Here is an 18,245-nt window from a genome sequence, read left to right as displayed (position 1 = left end):
AGATAGTTTCTGGTGCTTTTTCTTTTTGTGGTCTAAGAATTGCTTCCAGGTGTAGTGCCAGTGTGTGTCGTGGGTGGCCAGTGGTCCTTTCGGGTGGTCTACTTGGTAGGTACGGTGCCGGTGCCTAGGTCCATGGTGTAGTTGACGCGTCGGTCGGTTTTGATGTTGAGGTGGTGTTGGCAAAAATTCACTGGATTACTAATCCATGAAATGCTCTAACTCTTATGGGGCATCCTGTTGTAATGATGACCTTTCAGCCACCGTAGCAATCACGCGGGCAAGTAGCAGAGTTACCTCAAGCCGCTCCTATATAGAGCGATATTGCGGTAGAAGAGCTTACTCTGACGGACCTGACCCCCGACGTGTCCACTGTCCGGGGGTCAGGCCCCTGCTTCGACCATTCCTGTTGAGAAAGGGTACCTAAGTTGGAAGACGATAAAAACGTAGAGAACTTTGTGGACTGCCGTGAAATCCGCACGGTTTTCAAACCAACTTGGGTGAGCTGGTGGTTCCACAAGATTTTTACGTTCCCGCGCGTTGAGTGCGATGGGATCGTAAGCAATTGTCACTGGGGAAGAGACAAAGCGTTAGTGAGGGATGGTGGGACGGTTACGGTTGGATTTAGTTATCGTATTTTCCATGATACGAAAATTAGATGTAAGAGCTCCCCTATCGAGGTTTCCCCTTCACATGCTGAGTTAGAAGCCAAGACAGCCATAATTAACAACTCCCCGATGACTGCCGTGCTCTACTAGCATTCGTCTCGAGCCTATCGATGGTTCGGGCTTTCTCATGCACAGCTTTAATGCGCGCACGGACCTGACCCCCATAAAAATGAAAACCACACCATCACAATTTTCATTGTGAGCGGATGTGGTGTGTGTACGTATAAGTACACAGATTTGCAACTGGACGGCAAATGGATACATGCAAATCACGTCAAAGACTAAAATGCTGATAGCAATCAGCTTAGATAGCCCTGTTTAGAATATTTAATCTACGAGAGTGTCGCAAATAGTTTTCAATAATTCTAGTCGAATAAGCCAAGCGTGATGGGCAACATGATCACCTTGTAGTCGGAATCCCCTACGGAAGGCCGTTCTTGATACCGCGAAGCGCGTTAGCAAAGCGGAGGACCAAAATCGTCTAAATCAGTCGGAGCTGACCCCCGTTTGGTCCGACCTAACGGAACGACTTAGCCGCACGTGGGGTGAACTCAATCGACCAAGCCACACTCGTCCTCTAAGTCCTGCAACGAGATTGTGTCCAATTCTCCGCGTCGTGCTGCTTCGGCTTCGGCTTCGAGCGCATACACATACTCAAGTTCATCTAGGTAGGAATCTAGGGCCTTGCGAAGATAGAAGGCCCCTGTCCGTCCAGTCCGCGAAGCAAGCGCATCTAGGCGCTCCTTTTGCTTCGCGTCAACGCGCAAACTGATCACTGACTCGCTCATGTAAACACGCTTACAACAAGTTAACGGATTTGTACACCCCGTGAGCATTGTCCATACATTGCTGTCCCTACCTGGTGCCCTTGACTTCATGGTTGCCTATAGGAACTACCTGGGCGTTTTAGCGGTAGTCGACTTAAGAAATAAGAAAAACCTCGTCCAGTCGCCTTAAAATGACATGCCGTTCGGCGTAGCGACGGCGCAGGCCTGTCAAGAATGCGTTGAAGTCCGCTTCCCAGGGCTCCCCTAGCTCCGCCGACTTTTCCCTCATGGTCTGCAGCAGCTGAATGCCCATGTCGCGACCAACCCGAGTCGAATCTAAATACGTTGCGACATCGTCGCGAACGAAGGGAAGAGCCTGCGCCGGGAGGTCATCGAGGAATCGTTGCGCCATTGACTGTTCCATTCCCGCCTTTGCGACGGTTCTCCAGGCAAGTCCAGGGTCTTCAAGGCACAAGTGCTGGAACATCGCTAAGTCCCACGGCTTCACCGCCAACGTGTCTTGTATATGCGCCGCAGATTTCGCCTTGTCGGTGCCCGCAGCATAGAGTTGTTGAGCGAACGACAGTTCTGGATATGTGTCGAATACACTGCGAGCCACGCGCTCCGAGTGTGCGGGAAAATGCTCCTTAGCAAGTACGGCCCAACCCGAGGCTATATTTCGAGTTTCCTCTACGGCGCACTCGTTAACCGCCTTCTCGGACCAATCGAAGGCAAGATCGTAGCGGCCGATGTCACAAAGGCCGCCAATAATCTCCTCATAGCGCGACGCCGCACTTCCCTTGAGACCATGGGTACGAAGGACGGCCTCACTAGTTCCTTCTAGTACCGCTAGCCGGCGCCCCACGTATCCACTACCTTGCTCCGCCGTATTCCACGAACGGATGCGAGCCACCCCCTCTTCACCAAAGGCAGGTGCCAAATAGACTGGGTCGAGGTCAATTTCTTCCGCTGGCACAATCTCATTCATTCGTATAAACCAGCCAGCCAAAGCGCAACCAGAATAACTAGCTTGCTGTGCCGCGAAAGGAACTACCCGCGCCAAGACTTCGCCGGTATCCCTTACGGCATGGGCATAATCATTCACCCTAGGGATAGTCTTGAGAATCTCTTCTACAGCGTCTAGAGAAACAAGCACAATATCGGACGGACTCGGCGGCACAATCCCGAGAAGTTGTGCAGGATCCTCCACTGCTTGTTCTAATAGCTCAGCAGCTTCAAATATGCGGTCGCTGTAATACACTCCGCGTTCACCCTTGTACAGATCAGGGTCATTGGTCCGAACGAGATCGGTTACCGCCTGTGCAAGAGTCCTCATAGGCTACATTATAGAACACTATGGGACCACGAAAAAGAGGGGCAAGGTCACCGTTGAAATCGGTGTCCTTGCCCCTCTCGGTACTAACGTTATTTTGTTGTTTTGTTGTTTGGTGTCGGCGGTGACTTACTCTCCCACAACCTCCCGGTTGCAGTACCATCAGCGCGTACAGGCTTAGCTTCCGGGTTCGGAATGGGACCGGGCGTTTCCCTGCAGCTATGAACCACCGACAAACCTATCAGAACACTACCCACTGTGTGTGGTGTTGTGTCAGATACTGCATAGTGGACGCGACACACACGATAATGTGTATTTTTGTTTGTTTACTCGCTTCACAAGTCCACCCAACAATCATCCCCACACGTGGTGTTCGGGGGTTGTTGTGGTGTGTTTGTTTTGGTCAATTAGTACCAGTAGCCTTCACACCTTACAGTGCTTCCAAGTCTGGCCTATCTACCCCATAGTCTTTAGGGGACCTCAAAAGAAACCTCATCTTAAAACAGGCTTCCCGCTTAGATGCTTTCAGCGGTTATCCCTTCCGTACGTAGCCAACCAGCGATACCCCTGGCGGGATAACTGGCACACTAGAGGTACGTCCGTCCCGGTCCTCTCGTACTAGGGACAGCCTTCTTCAAGTTTCAACGCGCGCGGCGGATAGAGACCGAACTGTCTCACGACGTTCTGAACCCAGCTCGCGTGCCGCTTTAATGGGCGAACAGCCCAACCCTTGGGACCTACTCCAGCCCCAGGATGCGACGAGCCGACATCGAGGTGCCAAACCATCCCGTCGATATGGACTCTTGGGGAAGATCAGCCTGTTATCCCCGGGGTACCTTTTATCCGTTGAGCGACACCACATCCACAAGTAGGTGCCGGATCACTAGTCCCGACTTTCGTCCCTGCTCGACATGTCTGTCTCACAGTCAAGCTCCCTTGTGCACTTACACTCACCACCTGATTGCCAACCAGGCTGAGGGAACCTTTGGGCGCCTCCGTTACATTTTGGGAGGCAACCGCCCCAGTTAAACTACCCACCAGGCACTGTCCCCAACCCAGATCATGGGCCAAGGTTAGATGCTCAATCCGATCAGAGTGGTATTTCAACAACGACTCCACCACCACTAGCGTGACGGTTTCACAGTCTCCCACCTATCCTACACAAACCGAACCAAACACCAATACCAAGCTATAGTGAAGGTCCCGGGGTCTTTTCGTCCTGCCGCGCGTAACGAGCATCTTTACTCGTAATGCAATTTCACCGGGCCTGTGGTCGAGACAGCAGAGAAGTCGTTACGCCATTCGTGCAGGTCGGAACTTACCCGACAAGGAATTTCGCTACCTTAGGATGGTTATAGTTACCACCGCCGTTTACTGGGGCTTAAATTCTCAGCTTCGCTAACAAACGTTAACTAACCGGTCCTCTTAACCTTCCAGCACCGGGCAGGCGTCAGTCCATATACATCAACTTAACGTCTTCGCATGGACCTGTGTTTTTGATAAACAGTCGCTTCCCTCTATTCTCTGCGACCCCACAACACTCCAACCGCAAGGGTCTTCACGTCACAGGGCCCCCCTTCTCCCGAAGTTACGGGGGCATTTTGCCGAATTCCTTAACCACAGTTCACCCGAACGCCTTAGTATCTTCAACCTGACCACCTGTGTCGGTTTAGGGTACGGGCCATACACACACTCGCTAGAGGCTTTTCTCGACAGTACAGGATCACCACCATCAACCCTTTTGGGTCTACGCATCACGCCTCAACCACAAAGTGTGGCGGATTTACCTACCACACGGCCTACACGCTTACACCACCAATCCACTAAGTGGCGCGGCTACCTCACTGCGTCACCCCATCACTTGAACCACACATCAGGCCCCACGACATCAACACCACCAACACTCAAAAAAGTGAAAAGGTAGCGTATCCGCAGTGGTTAGTATCCGTGCTTTATCATGGGCGCACATGTACGGGTACCAGAATATCAACTGGTTATCCATCGACTACGCCTGTCGGCCTCGCCTTAGGTCCCGACTCACCCTGGGAAGACGAACTTGACCCAGGAACCCTTAGTCATCCGGCGGTAAGGATTCTCACCTTACAATTCGTTACTCATGCCTGCATTCTCACTCGCACACAGTCCACGCCTCCTCACGGTAACGCTTCCACCCATGCACGACGCTCCCCTACCCAAACAACAAAAAATTGTTGCTTGCCGCGGCTTCGGCGGTGTACTTGAGCCCCACTACATTGTCGGCGCAGAACCACTCGACCAGTGAGCTATTACGCACTCTTTCAAGGATGGCTGCTTCTAAGCCAACCTCCTGGCTGTCTTCGCGATCCCACATCCTTTTCCACTTAGTACACCCTTAGGGGCCTTAACCGGCGATCTGGGCTGTTTCCCTCTCGACTATGAAGCTTATCCCCCACAGTCTCACTGCCGCACAACACAATTGATGGCATTCGGAGTTTGGCTGACATTGCTAAGATTGTAGTCCCGCTCAACCAACCAGTCGCTCTACCTCCACCAAGCTAAATGCGACGCTGCACCTAAATGCATTTCGGGGAGAACCAGCTATCACGGAGTTTGATTGGCCTTTCACCCCTACCCACAGCTCATCCCCGCAGTTTTCAACCTACGTGGGTTCGCGCCTCCACAACCTCTTACAGCTGCTTCACACTGGCCATGGGTAGATCACCCCGCTTCGGGTCCAGGACATGCCACTTATCACCCCATTAGGATTCGGTTTCCCTACGGCTACCCCACACGGGTTAACCTCGCGACATGCCGCTGACTCGCAGGCTCATTCTTCAAAAGGCACGCCATCACACAATAAAAAGCGCTCTGACGGATTGTAAGCACATGGTTTCAGGAACTATTTCACTCCCCTCCCGGGGTACTTTTCACCATTCCCTCACGGTACTATCCACTATCGGTCACACTGAGTATTTAGGCTTACCGGGTGGTCCCGGCAGATTCACAACAGATTCCACGAGCCCGTTGCTACTCGGGAACCCAACAACCCCCACATCATCATCTTCAGCTACAGGACTCTCACCTACTCCGGTAGGCCATTCCAAACCACTTCACCTAACAACAATGCAAAAAGGGCGTGCCACTGGTAGATGACACAAAATCAGGCCCCACAACACCGCACACACAACCCCTACCAGGTATCACATGCACACGGTTTAGCCTCATCCACGTTCGTTCGCCACTACTAGCAGAATCATTATTATTTTCTCCTCCTACGGGTACTGAGATGTTTCACTTCCCCGCGTAACCCCCACAACAGCTATGAATTCACTGAAGGGTAACCCCACATAACCAGGGCCAGGTTTCCCCATTCGGACATCCTCGGATCAACGCTTTATTGACAACTCCCCGAGGCTTAACGCAGCCTTACACGTCCTTCATCGGCTCAGCATGCCAAGGCATCCACCATGCGCCCTAAATAACGAACACACCAACCACCACACACAAACCACACAACACGAAGCCATGCAGCCAGCATGTGGCAGCAACAAGTGAACTTGACAAAATAAACAAAAAGAAAAATCACATCACACACACAACACCACCCACAAAAGCAGGCGGCATCATGTGAGATGCTCGCGTCCACTATACAGTTCTCACACAACACCCCAACCAGCAACAAACACCACCACAATGAATGGCATCCATCAACCAGTCAGGCACACAAAAAAGGGGGATAATGCCCCAGACACCCAACAATGCACCAACGACTTACCAATCAACTTTACTTCCTGTATGCATGGACACTTTTACGCATGTCACAAAGCACTGTCTCAACACTCGGTCCTGTCGATTAAGGTGTATGTCCTACCCGGAATTGCCATATTCGGTGGCAGCAGAACACTCGCCTACTCAACCACCAACCCACCATCAAACAACAGTGGACAACCCACAACTGTGGGTCATGGCTGCAACTGCAGCCAAAATAAAAGCTCCTTAGAAAGGAGGTGATCCACCCGCACCTTCCGGTACGGGTACCTTGTTACGACTTCGTCCCAATCGCCGATCCCACCTTCGACGGCTCCCTAACACGTTTAGGCCACCGGCTTCGGGTGTTACCAACTTTCATGACGTGACGGGCGGTGTGTACAAGGCCCGGGAACGTATTCACCGCAGCATTGCTGATCTGCGATTACTAGCGACTCCGACTTCATGGGGTCGAGTTGCAGACCCCAATCCGAACTAAGGCCGGCTTTCAGCGATTCGCTCCACCTCACAGTGTCGCAACGCGTTGTACCGACCATTGTAGCATGTGTGAAGCCCTGGACATAAGGGGCATGATGATTTGACGTCATCCCCACCTTCCTCCGAGTTAACCCCGGCAGTCTCTCATGAGTCCCCAACCAAATGCTGGCAACATAAGACAAGGGTTGCGCTCGTTGCGGGACTTAACCCAACATCTCACGACACGAGCTGACGACAACCATGCACCACCTGTACACCAACCACAAAGGGACGAACTATCTCTAGCCCAATCTGGTGTATGTCAAGCCCAGGTAAGGTTCTTCGCGTTGCATCGAATTAATCCACATGCTCCGCCGCTTGTGCGGGCCCCCGTCAATTCCTTTGAGTTTTAGCCTTGCGGCCGTACTCCCCAGGCGGGGCGCTTAATGCGTTAGCTACGGCACGAAAGTCGTAGAAAGACCCTCACACCTAGCGCCCACCGTTTACGGCATGGACTACCAGGGTATCTAATCCTGTTCGCTACCCATGCTTTCGCTCCTCAGCGTCAGTAACTGCCCAGTAACCTGCCTTCGCCATCGGTGTTCCTCCTGATATCTGCGCATTTCACCGCTACACCAGGAATTCCAGTTACCCCTACAGCACTCAAGTTATGCCCGTATCGCCTGCACGCCCGGAGTTAAGCCCCAGAATTTCACAGACGACGCGACAAACCACCTACGAGCCCTTTACGCCCAGTAATTCCGGACAACGCTCGCACCCTACGTATTACCGCGGCTGCTGGCACGTAGTTAGCCGGTGCTTCTTATCTAGGTACCGTCACAAAAAAGCTTCGTCCCTAGCGAAAGGAGTTTACAACCCGAAGGCCTTCATCCCCCACGCGGCGTCGCTGCATCAGGCTTGCGCCCATTGTGCAATATTCCCCACTGCTGCCTCCCGTAGGAGTCTGGGCCGTATCTCAGTCCCAATGTGGCCGTACACCCTCTCAGGCCGGCTACCCGTCGCCGCCTTGGTAGGCCATTACCCCACCAACAAGCTGATAGGCCGCGAGCTCATCCTACACCGAAAAAACTTTCCAACCACCACACTAAAGATGGTTCCTATCCGGTATTAGACCCAGTTTCCCAAGCTTATCCCGAAGTGCAGGGCAGATCACCCACGTGTTACTCACCCGTTCGCCACTCGAGTACCCTGCAAGCAGGGCCTTTCCGTTCGACTTGCATGTGTTAAGCACGCCGCCAGCGTTCGTCCTGAGCCAGGATCAAACTCTCCACAAAAAGAATTTCAGCAAAACACTGAAAAGGCCGTGAAAAGCCCAAACCTAACCAAAAGAACAAACCACCACAAACCCACAAAAGCAGGCCCATGCTGGCGTCCAAAAATTACTACAAAGAAAAAAATAAACTGCCTCCCCAACCCGACGGGGCACAAAAAAGGGAGACAAAAAGTTGAACACAATCACATGCCAACCAATCCATCAATGCAGCCGAAACACTAAACAGTATTCAAAAAGATGCGTATTCCAACACCTTACCGGCACACACCAACCAACAAGCACACTAGGCTTGCCGGCCAACAGACCAATCAACACACAACCATGCACACAAAAATAAAAAATAAGTACATTGGCACACTATTGAGTTCTCAAACAACATCCACACACCACAAGAAAATTAACCAAACGTTAACCTCTCAGCGGCGGCTCGTACCAACCTACCCAACAACCTGAACCAAGTCAAATCCTCGAGCCAAGTCAGTACAAAAAGTCACTCAAAAGTAACCAACCGGCTACCTCTCGGCGACTCGCTAAAATTTATACCACCCCACTACACAACGCAAACTCGCAGGCCAACGCTGGTTTTAGTGATAGCATGCGATCTTTCCATCGGGCCCATCGATTACTCGCACCGGAGTATTGAAGATGGGTGTCAGGATATCGTCGCGCATAATCTCCTCGGCCGGGCCGAATTCGACGATCTGCCCGTCCTTGCAAGCACAGATATAGTCTGCGTAGCGCGCGGCAAAGTTGATGTCATGCAGAACCACGATGACCGTGCGCCCCAATTCCTGGGCAGCCTCGCGCAGATGGCGCATCATGTCCACCGAGTGCGAAATGTCCAGGTTATTCAGAGGCTCATCTAGCAACACGTAATCGGTTTCCTGGCACAGCACCATGGCTACGTACGCGCGCTGGCGCTGGCCACCGGAAAGCTGGTCAAGGTAACGGTGCTGCAGTTCTTCCAAGTGTAGGAAGTGAATGTACTTAGAAATGACTTCTTCATCGTGTTTGTTGAGCCGCCCCTTGGTATAGGGAAAGCGGCCAAAGCCCACGAGCTGGCGCACAGTTAGTTTCGTGACGAAGTGATTTTCCTGCCGCAAGATAGACACAATCTTCGCCAGGTCGGCGGACTTGCTGGATTGAATGTCATAGCCGGCGATTTCGATGCTGCCTTCATCCATGTCGAGCAGGCGCCCTATCATGGTGAGCATCGTCGACTTACCCGCACCATTCGGCCCCACCAGCGCGGTGATGCCTCCTTGCGGGATGGTCAGGTTGAGCGGACCAATAGCGGTCTCGGCGGAATAGGTTTTAGAAACGTTCTTTAATTCGATCACAGTCGGCCCTTTCGCATAATGACAAACAGGAACACGGAGCCACCTACCAGCTCAATGATGATGGACACCACGCCTTGGGCGGAAAATACGTGCTGCATGAGGAAGTAGGCCGCAATGAGCACGAGGAATGCTAAGCCCACCGCCATCGGAAAGATGTAGCGGTGATCGTAGGTATCGGCGAATTGATAAGCCAGCGTAGCCACCAAAAAGCCCAGGAAGGTCATGGGACCTACCAACGCAGTGGTCGTCGCCATCAGCAGCGAGACCAACACCAGCGTGTAAATTGCGTGCGCTTTATGGTTCACGCCCAGGTTGGTACTGACATCGGCGCCCAAGGAAATCACGTTGAGCTTGCGCGCATTCAGCACCAAGAGCGTAGTGGCGATGGTCACGATGGGAATGGCGATGGGATAGTACTCGGATTCGGCGTTATTGACGGAGCCAAACAGGCGCGCGGTCAGGATGTCGAACTCGCTGGGGGTAAGCATGCGTTGCATAAAGGTCGATAGCGAGCCCAAACCACCGCCGATGACCACGCCGACTAGCAGCATGGCGTGCATATTCTGCTTCCTATTGGTCAGCAGCCACGAATAGAGCACCAGTGAAAGTCCCACCATGACGGCCATTTGCATCAGGAAGGTGGGCACGGTGCGGGCATCGTTAAGCCCACTAGCGCCCAGGAAGAAAATGGTCGCGGTATTGATGGCAACGTACAGCGACTCAAAGCCCATGATGGATGGCGTCAAGATGCGGTTATTGGTCACGGTATGGAAAGAAACCGTCGCCATGGCTTGGCACACGGCGACGATCGCCATGGCGATGAGGGCATCGGCGCGGCGCTGGGCGATGAGCCAAAACTTGCGCGTACCAAATTCCATCGGGTTGCCATAGGCCAGGTAGGCAAAAGCCAAAGATGCAGCCAGGATCCATACGCAGGCCAGGGTGATCCAGTACTTCTTGGGCGGGGCGGACATCTTAGTTAGCACGGGTCGACCTCACAATCATGATGATGAAGACGATGGCGCCGATGACGCCAAGGATGACCGAAACCGGCATCTCGAATGGGGCGATGATGACGCGGCCCACCAGGTCACACACGGTGACGATGCCGATGCCCAGCAGGCACACCCAAGGCACGTTGGAACGCAGGTCGTCGCCGCGCACCATGGAGACAATATTGGGCACGATAAGCCCAAGGAATGGCAGAGATCCTACGACAACGGTGACCACGCCCGTAGCAATGGCGATAAGACCAGTTCCCAGCAACAACATGCGGTTATAGTTCAGCCCCACGTTGGTGGCCACGTCCTCGCCCAAGCCAACGACGGTGAGGCGGTCGGCGTAAATGTACACCGCCACCAGCACCAAAAGCACGATCCACAAAACCTCGTATTGGCCCTTGTACACCGCGGTAAACGAGCCCATGAACCAGATGCCCAACTGCTGGAGCATATCCGTCATCAGGGCGAAAAACGTCGAGATTGCAGAGACCACGGCGCCCAGCATGATGCCGATGATCGGCACGATGAGCGAGGAGCGCAGGGTCACCCGGCGCAGGAAGAGGAAGAATACGACGGTGCCTAGGAAGGAAAAGACCACCGCACCTATCATCTTCACCAGAATCGAGGACGTGGGCGCGACGGCCATGACGATGAGCAGGCCCAACCCGGCCCACTCCGTGGTGCCGGTGGTAGATGGTTCAACGAAGCGGTTCTGGGTAAGCAGCTGCATGACCAGGCCGCTTACAGCCATGGCCGCGCCGGCGAGCACCAAGGCGATGGTGCGCGGCAAGCGGGTAATGCCGAACATGGCGGCGCCATCGTCGGCGCCAAAAACGTCGTACTGCCCGGTCAGCAAGGAGGCAACGAGCAACGCGGCGACGATGAGCACGCCGAGGCCGAGCTTCCAATCCCAGACCTTTGTGCGGGTGGTGGTTTCCATAACTATCCTTTACGCACCTGAAAACCGGAGGGCACAAAATCCCTCCGGTTTCCGGTTTTTAGTGGTGGCTAGTTCTTTTCAAACGCGTCTGCCATCGCGTTGAGCGTCTCCGTGAAGGTAATGATGTTTTCATTGGTGTAGGTATCCTGCGGAGCGGCAACGATCTTGCCTTCCTTCACGGCAGTCACGTTCTTGAGTGCCGCGGAATCCTCTACCAGCTTCTTACCTGGGGTGTAGCCTGCTTCATCCTTGGCAATGGCACCGTCGCGGTCCATGATGAGGATGTAGTCAGGGTTGGAATCAGCGATTGCCTCGACGGAGATGTCATCGCCCTCGTGGTCATCGCTGGCGTTTTCCACCTCGAGGGATGGCTTCATGCCCAGCAGGTCAAAGAATGGCCCGAAGAAGCGGCCCTTACCTGGGGCGATGTAGTTAATGTCGCCACCGGAGGTGTTGACGGCCATGACGGTCTTCTCAGGATCGTAGGCGTCCTTAGCGCGGTCCAGGGCCTTGTTGAAGTCATCGACAAGCTTCTTTGCTTCATCTTCGTGGTCGAATATCTTGCCCAGTGCTTCGGTCTGGCGGATGAGTTCTTCCGCCATGTCCTTATCGTCGCGCGGGGAGAAGTCGAGAACCGGGGTGTCTTCCATCAAAGCCTCGATATCGGCCTGGTGCTGGGTGAAGCGCTGACCGTTGATGACGATGTCCGGCTCTGCGGCAACCAGCGCTTCCAGGTCGGGTTCGCGGTGCATACCCAGGTTGGCCTCGATCGTGTCTTCATTGATCTTGTCCGAGAGGGTATCCGGGACGATGCCAAGCGGGGCAGCGACGATATTGACGTCCCAATCCGCGAGGATTTCGAAGGCGCGGTTATCCGTTACCGCGACGCGCTCGAACGGTACGTCCAGCTCGTGGGTGCCGTTATTATCTTCGATCTGCAGTGCGCTTTCCGATGTCCCCTTATTCGAACCCTGGTCCTCTTCTTCCGCAGTGCTACATGCGGTAAGTGCCAAGGAGGCGACAGCCACGACAGACAAAAGAGCGCGATGAATTTTCTTCATTGTGCTTTCCTTATAGACGAGAAACAAATGCCTCATTAACTTATCTTAAGTCACCCTAACCAATCAAGGTTGAGGGTAACCTTTCCTAAAGAGCATCGTCCCGACCGTAGAAACGCGCTGCATTTGCGAAGAAAACGGCATCGGCATGCACCCCCGCGGCCTCCCCAATGGTCCGGAAATCGTCGACCGAAAACACCCGGCTCGCCCGCTGTGAGGGCAGATCGGTACCCGCCATGAGCGCGGTTGGATCGACGTCAACAATGCGGCGCACCACCTCCCCCGGATCGAGGTCCACTCGCCCGAATCCGGTGGCCTTGACCTTTACCCCGGCATCGACAAGCTCCAAGAGGCCATCTACCCCCTGCGCACTCAGGCCCAGGTGGTCGATGCTCACGGTCGGCAGCTTCTTCAGCACCGGCGCCAAATCACCCAGCGTAGCCGCGTCGACATAAAGCTCCACGTGCCAGCCAGCCAGGTCATAGACCCGCCACGCCAACTCCTCCAAGTCCTCGCGCGCTGCGCTGCCACCGCGCCGGAAGTTAAAGCGCACCGCCCGCACGCCTAGGCCTTCGAGGCGGCGGATTTCGGCATCGGGGACATCGGCAGGCAGCTGTGTCACGCCTACGACGTTATCCAACTCCCCTAGCGCGTCTGCCAGATACCCCTGGTCAAAGCCCTGAAAGGAACCGGAGACGACCGCGCCGGCGGTGATATCAAAACCCTCACCGCGCAGCTTCTCGCGCCATACGTCATAGGCCGGAACCAAAAATTCCGGCGGCGTATAACCCTGATTCTCCTGGATGGGGTGGGAAAAATCGATGATGTGGAGGTGGGAATCGAATACTCGCTGCATGGCCACCACCCTAGCCGCGCGCGGTGAACCTTATGAGAAAAGCCCCAGCTAGAACTGAATCTAGCTGGGACTCTCGGTGGAGTTGCCGGGACTTGAACCCGGGTCCTTCGTCACCTTGCCAGGGCTTCTCCGTGCGCAGTTCGCACATGATCTCTGCTCGGCCCTCCGGTTCGGGCGAACTCGTACCGGATGATGGGCCCAGTCACCAGTAAGAGTCCCATCTGGCCCTGATGACACAGCCAGACGGCAAGTTCCTTAGTCGATGCCAGGTTCTAGGTCAGGAACGAAACCTAGGCTGACAGACACGCGTCGCTGTAATTAGGCAGCGAGGGCGTAGTCACGCTGAGAGTTCTTCTCTGCGTTTATTTGTTTGCTACGACGCTTAAACGGTGGTCGATAGCCTTCACCGGCACGCTTCCCCTGGCGCAGTGTACGAAGTCGAAACCAAATCAACCCCATAGCACTGTAGGGACGGGATAGTGCATCATTCCCTACGGTTGTTCTAACACTACCGCAGACGCTTTTATTTCTCCAAGTGCTCTTCCAACCAGTCTTTTAAGACCACCGCGTGGTTAATCTCGCGGTCGGCAGCGCCAAAGAGCAGGGTGAGGTCCCCCTCCTTTGCCAAGGAAAGCAGCCGGGTGAGTTCCTCGGACTCGCGGTCATCGAGGTCGGCGCGGTAGCGGCGCGAAAACTCTTGGAAAGAATCCTCGTCATGGCTCCACCACTTGCGCAGCTCGGGGCTGGGCGCCACGTCCTTAAACCATTCGTCATAGTCCAGGTCCGCCTTGGCGATGCCCCGCGGCCACAGGCGGTCTACCAATACGCCCGTCCCGGTAATGGAGTCTTCGCCCTTGACTGCGTCGTGAACCTTTACCGTCTTAAGCATTAATCCCCTTCACGCGGCGGCCGAGCTCGCGGGTGATTTCGCGGTTCTGGTCGCGCCGCTTGATGTCTTCGCGCTTGTCATAATCCTGCTTACCCTGCGCGAGCGCCAGCGACAACTTCGCGTACCCATTTTTGAGGTACACCTTGAGCGGCACCAAGGTTTTATTGCCGTTGCGCACCTGACCGTAGAGCTTGTCTATCTCCCGGCGGTGCAGCAACAGCTTGCGGGTGCGCCGCGGGCTGTGGTTGGTCCAGGACCCCATCGAATACTCCGGAATGTGCAAGTTACGCAAGTACACCTCGCCATTATCAATGGTGGCGAAGGCATCATTAAGCGAGATCTTGCCTTCCCGGAGGGATTTGATCTCCGTGCCGAGCAAGACGATGCCGCACTCGAATTCTTCGAGGATCTTATAGTCGTGCCGGGCCCGGCGGTTGGTCGCAAGCATGGCGTCCCCGGAAGCCGCCTTCTTATTCTTCTTGCCCTTTTTAGCCATAATTGCCTCAGTGTACTGCTCGTTTACCGCACCCGGCAAACGGCTTAGCGGCGGACATAAGAACGCAGGGTAATCTGCGCGGTGGCAGCGGTAACCGCCAAGGCGAGCAGCCCCACTAGCGGCAGCGCTACCCACAGATCACTGGACTTCATCGGCGCCAGCAGCTGCGATTCATACAAGCCCTGCAGGGAAGGATCGATCACTTGGGATTTCGCCACGAGCAGCCCGGCGCCGCCCAAGACCACTCCGATAAGGGAAGCGAGCACGGCTTCTACCACGAACTGCGCCTGCGTCATCCAGCGCGAGGCGCCTACCATGCGCATGATTTCGGTCTCGCGGGTGCGGTGGAAGGCGGCGATTTGCACCATATTCGCCACCAAGAAGATGGCCGCAATGGACATCACGATGGCCACGATGAAGGTGGCGGTGCGGATGGAATCGAGGTTGCTTGCCGCTTCGCGCACCTGTTCTTGCTGGTCCACGACCTCTTCTACCGCCGGGTTATCCCGCACGGCATCGATGGCGGAGGCCTCTTCCGGGTCCACGAGGCGCACGTGCAACGCGGCGGGCAGCGCGTCCGGCGAGGTTTGTTCCACCATCACCGGATCCGTGTCTTGGAAGAGCTCACGGAAGCGCTCGTAGGAAGCCTCCCGGTTGCGAAATTCCACGGATTCCACGGAACTATCGGATTCCAGCTGGTCCTTTAAATCCGCACAGGCGGGAGTGGAGCAGTTTGGATCCGTGGCGGAAATATCCTCGTTGAGCTGCACCATGACCTCGACGCGGTCCAAGTAGATATCCTTCGTATCCTTGGTGAGGTTGGTGACCATGATGCCGGCAACCACGGCGCCGACAGAAATGGCTGTGGTAATGAGCATCGCGATGGTCATCGTCAGGTTGCGGCCCAAGCCCTTGGTGGCCTCGCGGAAGATGAATCCTAGGTTCATGCCTGCTCCTCCTGCGCCGAATAGGCGGCGTTGTGTTCATCGCGAACGAGCGTGCCATCGCGCAATTCCAGCACGCGCCTCTTCGCCTTATCCACGGCGCGGGAATTGTGCGTGGACATCACTACGGTGGTGCCACGCTTGTTGATGCGCAACAGCAAGTCCATGATCCCGTCGGCGGTGGCGGGATCGAGGTTGCCCGTGGGTTCATCGGCAAGCAGCAGCTTCGGCCGATTGACCAGGGCGCGGGCGATAGCAACGCGCTGCTGCTCACCGCCGGAAAGCTCGTGCGGCATCGCATGGTGGCGGTTTTCCAGCCCCACCATCTCCAGCACCTGCGGCACCGCGGTGGAGATGCGGTGCTTGCTCTTGCCGATGACCTCCAGGGCAAACGCCACATTCTGGTACACGTTCAGCTTGGGAAGCAGCCGAAAATCTTGGAATACGTAGCCAATGGATTGGCGCAGGGCGTTAATATCCTTGCCCTTCAACTCATTGACGTGGAAGTCACCGAAGTAAATATCGCCCGAGGTCACATTGCTATAGCGCACCATGAGCTCAAGAAAAGTGGACTTTCCGGACCCCGAAGGGCCGATGAGGAAGGCAAACTCACCGTCCGCAATTTCAAAAGACACCCCATCGAGCGCGGGGCGGGACTGGGCGGAATACACCTTAGTCACGTTATTGAAAGTAATCACCCCGCCACTGTAGCAACCAAAGTTGACAGTGACCTGTGAACGCTATTTAGTAGTGTAGTCTAGAACACAAAATCTGGTACGCAATGATGCCCGACCCGATCGACAGAAAGTGCCGCTACTATGGCCGAGACTAAAACCAAAGAAAAACCGGAGAAAGCAAGCGGCTTTTTAGGCACCGTAGAAAAGATTGGCAATAAACTCCCCGATCCTTTCTGGCTCTTCGTCATCCTCGCGATAATCGTCGCCATTACCTCTTGGATTGGCCATCTGATTGGCATGAGCGCCGAGGATCCTAAATCCGGCGATACCATCGAGGTTGAATCCCTCCTGACCACCGAGAATATCTCGCGCATGGTCACGGACGCGGTGGAAAACTTCACGAGCTTCCCGCCGTTGGGCGTCATCCTTGCCGTCATGCTGGGTGTGGCCGTGGCCGAGCAGTCTGGGCTCTTGTCCGCGCTCGTGCGTGCCATGGTGACCAAGGTCAGCCCGAAGTTCCTTACCTTCATCGTCGCCCTGGCCGGCGTGACCGGTTCCGTGGCTTCGGATGCCATTTATGTCATCCTCATCCCGCTGGGCGCGATGGCCTTCCACTCGGTCGGCCGCTCCCCCATCGTGGGTGCCATGGTGGCCTTTGCGGCATCCTCGGCGGGCTTCAACGCCTCGCTGATCCTCAACATCACTGACCTCCTGCTGGCCGGTATTTCCACTCCTGCCGCACAGTTTGTGGATGAGGCTTATGAGGTCAGCCCGCTGGCCAATATCTTCTTCGTCATCCCATCCGCCATCGTGCTGTCTCTTATCATCACCGCCGTCACGGAATGGTTCATGGTGAAAAAGGCCCGCGACCTGGTCAACCACGACAAGATCAATTACGAGGAAGTCTCCTTCTCCCAGGCCGCCGGCGCCGCTGATAACGAGGCGGACGAGGAAGAAAGCGACGTTGATTTCGAGGAAGAAGAAGACGAGCTGCGGGTAAAGCCGGAGGAGCAAAAGGGCTTGACCGCCTCTGGCATCGCGCTACTCATCTTCCTCGCGGGTTTCTTCGCCCTGCTCTTTATCCCGGGCTCTCCGCTCGCTAGCCAGGAAGATAGCTTCATGGAATCGCCGCTAATTAGCGCGATTGCGGTTCCCATTGCCCTGGCCTTTTTGGTCTGCGGCATCGTCTACGGCATCTACGCCGGCACGCTGAAGTCCGCCTCTGACGTGCCAGACTTTATGGCTAAAGGCATTAAGACCTTGGTTCCCATGCTGGTGCTCTTCTTCGCCGTCGCCCAATTCTTGGCGTGGTTCCAGTGGTCCAACCTCGGTGTGTGGACCGCCATTAAGGGCTCTGAGCTGCTGCAGGCATGGTCGCTGCCGCCCATCTTGATGTTCGCCGCGCTCGTGGCCATGGTGGCAGTCCTCAACCTGTTCATTACCTCAGGTTCCGCGCAGTGGGCGCTGATGGCGCCGGTGATCGTCCCGATGATGATGTACGTGGGCATCTCCCCGGAGGTTTCCCAGATGCTCTTCCGTATCGGTGACTCGCCGACAAATATCATCACCCCGATGTCGCCGTACTTCGCCTTGGCACTGACCTTCCTGCAGCGCTACTACAAGCCGGCGGGCGTTGGCACGCTGATGTCGCTGGCGCTGCCGTATTCCATCGCCATGATCGTCGGCTGGTTTATCTTCTTTATCGTGTGGTACCTGCTGGGTATCCCACTTGGACCGGGCGCACCGATGCACTACCCGGCTTAATCCTGCAGGGCGCGGTTG

General features: G+C 55.2%; 12 protein-coding genes, 3 rRNA genes and 1 other RNA gene. 1 reads left to right on the top strand and 15 read right to left on the bottom strand.

Annotated features, from left to right (window positions below):
- Nucleotides 1-1,216: 1,216 nt before the first annotated feature.
- From relB to ftsE, 15 genes are all read right to left on the bottom strand, one after another.
- Nucleotides 1,217-1,453, bottom strand: a complete 237-nt coding sequence (gene relB, locus ACP8IT_RS03625) for a type II toxin-antitoxin system RelB family antitoxin (protein ID WP_284896370.1) — start codon at nucleotides 1,451-1,453, stop codon at nucleotides 1,217-1,219.
- A 133-nt stretch (nucleotides 1,454-1,586) separates the two neighbouring features.
- Nucleotides 1,587-2,768, bottom strand: coding sequence for a hypothetical protein (locus ACP8IT_RS03620; RefSeq protein WP_490290428.1), 1,182 nt, complete (start codon nucleotides 2,766-2,768; stop codon nucleotides 1,587-1,589).
- Between the two features lie 113 nt (nucleotides 2,769-2,881).
- A 5S ribosomal RNA gene (gene rrf / locus ACP8IT_RS03615) occupies nucleotides 2,882-2,999 on the bottom strand.
- 154 nt (nucleotides 3,000-3,153) lie between these two features.
- Nucleotides 3,154-6,233: ribosomal RNA gene (locus tag ACP8IT_RS03610) — 23S ribosomal RNA — on the bottom strand.
- 511 nt (nucleotides 6,234-6,744) lie between these two features.
- Nucleotides 6,745-8,263: ribosomal RNA gene (locus ACP8IT_RS03605) — 16S ribosomal RNA — on the bottom strand.
- The 16S, 23S and 5S rRNA genes sit together here, the layout of an rRNA operon.
- A 583-nt stretch (nucleotides 8,264-8,846) precedes the next feature.
- Nucleotides 8,847-9,602: an iron ABC transporter ATP-binding protein gene (locus ACP8IT_RS03600; protein WP_023025818.1), complete on the bottom strand. Its 756-nt coding sequence runs from the start codon at nucleotides 9,600-9,602 to the stop codon at nucleotides 8,847-8,849.
- Nucleotides 9,599-10,576, bottom strand: coding sequence for an iron chelate uptake ABC transporter family permease subunit (locus tag ACP8IT_RS03595; protein WP_284636401.1), 978 nt, complete (start codon nucleotides 10,574-10,576; stop codon nucleotides 9,599-9,601). Before ACP8IT_RS03595 ends, ACP8IT_RS03600 begins: the two co-directional genes overlap by 4 nt.
- Nucleotide 10,577: 1 nt before the next feature.
- A complete protein-coding gene (locus tag ACP8IT_RS03590) occupies nucleotides 10,578-11,543 on the bottom strand; it encodes an ABC transporter permease (RefSeq protein WP_284628886.1) in 966 nt (321 codons plus the stop codon).
- A 68-nt stretch (nucleotides 11,544-11,611) separates the two neighbouring features.
- Nucleotides 11,612-12,604 carry a siderophore ABC transporter substrate-binding protein gene (locus ACP8IT_RS03585; RefSeq protein WP_431604317.1) on the bottom strand — a complete coding sequence of 331 codons (993 nt, stop codon included), beginning with the start codon at nucleotides 12,602-12,604 and terminating at the stop codon, nucleotides 11,612-11,614.
- A gap of 85 nt (nucleotides 12,605-12,689) precedes the next feature.
- Nucleotides 12,690-13,457, bottom strand: coding sequence for an amidohydrolase family protein (locus tag ACP8IT_RS03580; protein WP_490290427.1), 768 nt, complete (start codon nucleotides 13,455-13,457; stop codon nucleotides 12,690-12,692).
- 74 nt (nucleotides 13,458-13,531) lie between these two features.
- Nucleotides 13,532-13,914, bottom strand: a transfer-messenger RNA (tmRNA) gene (ssrA, locus tag ACP8IT_RS03575).
- 66 nt (nucleotides 13,915-13,980) lie between these two features.
- Complete coding sequence (locus ACP8IT_RS03570; protein ID WP_490290426.1) at nucleotides 13,981-14,346, bottom strand: DUF488 domain-containing protein; 366 nt, start codon at nucleotides 14,344-14,346, stop codon at nucleotides 13,981-13,983.
- Nucleotides 14,339-14,842, bottom strand: a complete 504-nt coding sequence (gene smpB, locus ACP8IT_RS03565; RefSeq protein ID WP_023030286.1) for an SsrA-binding protein SmpB — start codon at nucleotides 14,840-14,842, stop codon at nucleotides 14,339-14,341. Before smpB ends, ACP8IT_RS03570 begins: the two co-directional genes overlap by 8 nt.
- Nucleotides 14,843-14,886: 44 nt before the next feature.
- The gene (gene ftsX, locus ACP8IT_RS03560; protein WP_490290425.1) at nucleotides 14,887-15,789 is read right to left on the bottom strand and encodes a permease-like cell division protein FtsX; all 903 of its coding nucleotides are present in this window, start codon (nucleotides 15,787-15,789) and stop codon (nucleotides 14,887-14,889) included.
- Nucleotides 15,786-16,484, bottom strand: coding sequence for a cell division ATP-binding protein FtsE (gene ftsE / locus ACP8IT_RS03555; protein ID WP_023016944.1), 699 nt, complete (start codon nucleotides 16,482-16,484; stop codon nucleotides 15,786-15,788). Before ftsE ends, ftsX begins: the two co-directional genes overlap by 4 nt.
- 120 nt (nucleotides 16,485-16,604) lie before the next feature.
- On the opposite strand from ftsE, the gene ACP8IT_RS03550 reads away from it, so the two are divergent.
- Nucleotides 16,605-18,227, top strand: a complete 1,623-nt coding sequence (locus tag ACP8IT_RS03550; RefSeq protein WP_490290424.1) for an AbgT family transporter — start codon at nucleotides 16,605-16,607, stop codon at nucleotides 18,225-18,227.
- Nucleotides 18,228-18,245 lie beyond the last annotated feature (18 nt).

Source organism: Corynebacterium sp. LaCa_23, from assembly GCF_058182375.1.
This window is presented reverse-complemented; position numbering and strand designations above follow the sequence as displayed.

What these genes read in the sequence shown, in the direction of transcription:
- relB (WP_284896370.1), bottom strand. Translation starts at nt 1,453, where the DNA reads ATGAGCGAGTCAGTGATCAGTTTGCGCGTTGACGCGAAGCAAAAGGAG.
- ACP8IT_RS03620 (WP_490290428.1), bottom strand. Translation starts at nt 2,768, where the DNA reads ATGAGGACTCTTGCACAGGCGGTAACCGATCTCGTTCGGACCAATGAC.
- ACP8IT_RS03595 (WP_284636401.1), bottom strand. Translation starts at nt 10,576, where the DNA reads ATGTCCGCCCCGCCCAAGAAGTACTGGATCACCCTGGCCTGCGTATGG.
- ACP8IT_RS03590 (WP_284628886.1), bottom strand. Translation starts at nt 11,543, where the DNA reads ATGGAAACCACCACCCGCACAAAGGTCTGGGATTGGAAGCTCGGCCTC.
- ACP8IT_RS03585 (WP_431604317.1), bottom strand. Translation starts at nt 12,604, where the DNA reads ATGAAGAAAATTCATCGCGCTCTTTTGTCTGTCGTGGCTGTCGCCTCC.
- ACP8IT_RS03580 (WP_490290427.1), bottom strand. Translation starts at nt 13,457, where the DNA reads ATGCAGCGAGTATTCGATTCCCACCTCCACATCATCGATTTTTCCCAC.
- ACP8IT_RS03570 (WP_490290426.1), bottom strand. Translation starts at nt 14,346, where the DNA reads ATGCTTAAGACGGTAAAGGTTCACGACGCAGTCAAGGGCGAAGACTCC.
- smpB (WP_023030286.1), bottom strand. Translation starts at nt 14,842, where the DNA reads ATGGCTAAAAAGGGCAAGAAGAATAAGAAGGCGGCTTCCGGGGACGCC.
- ftsX (WP_490290425.1), bottom strand. Translation starts at nt 15,789, where the DNA reads ATGAACCTAGGATTCATCTTCCGCGAGGCCACCAAGGGCTTGGGCCGC.
- ACP8IT_RS03550 (WP_490290424.1), top strand. Translation starts at nt 16,605, where the DNA reads ATGGCCGAGACTAAAACCAAAGAAAAACCGGAGAAAGCAAGCGGCTTT.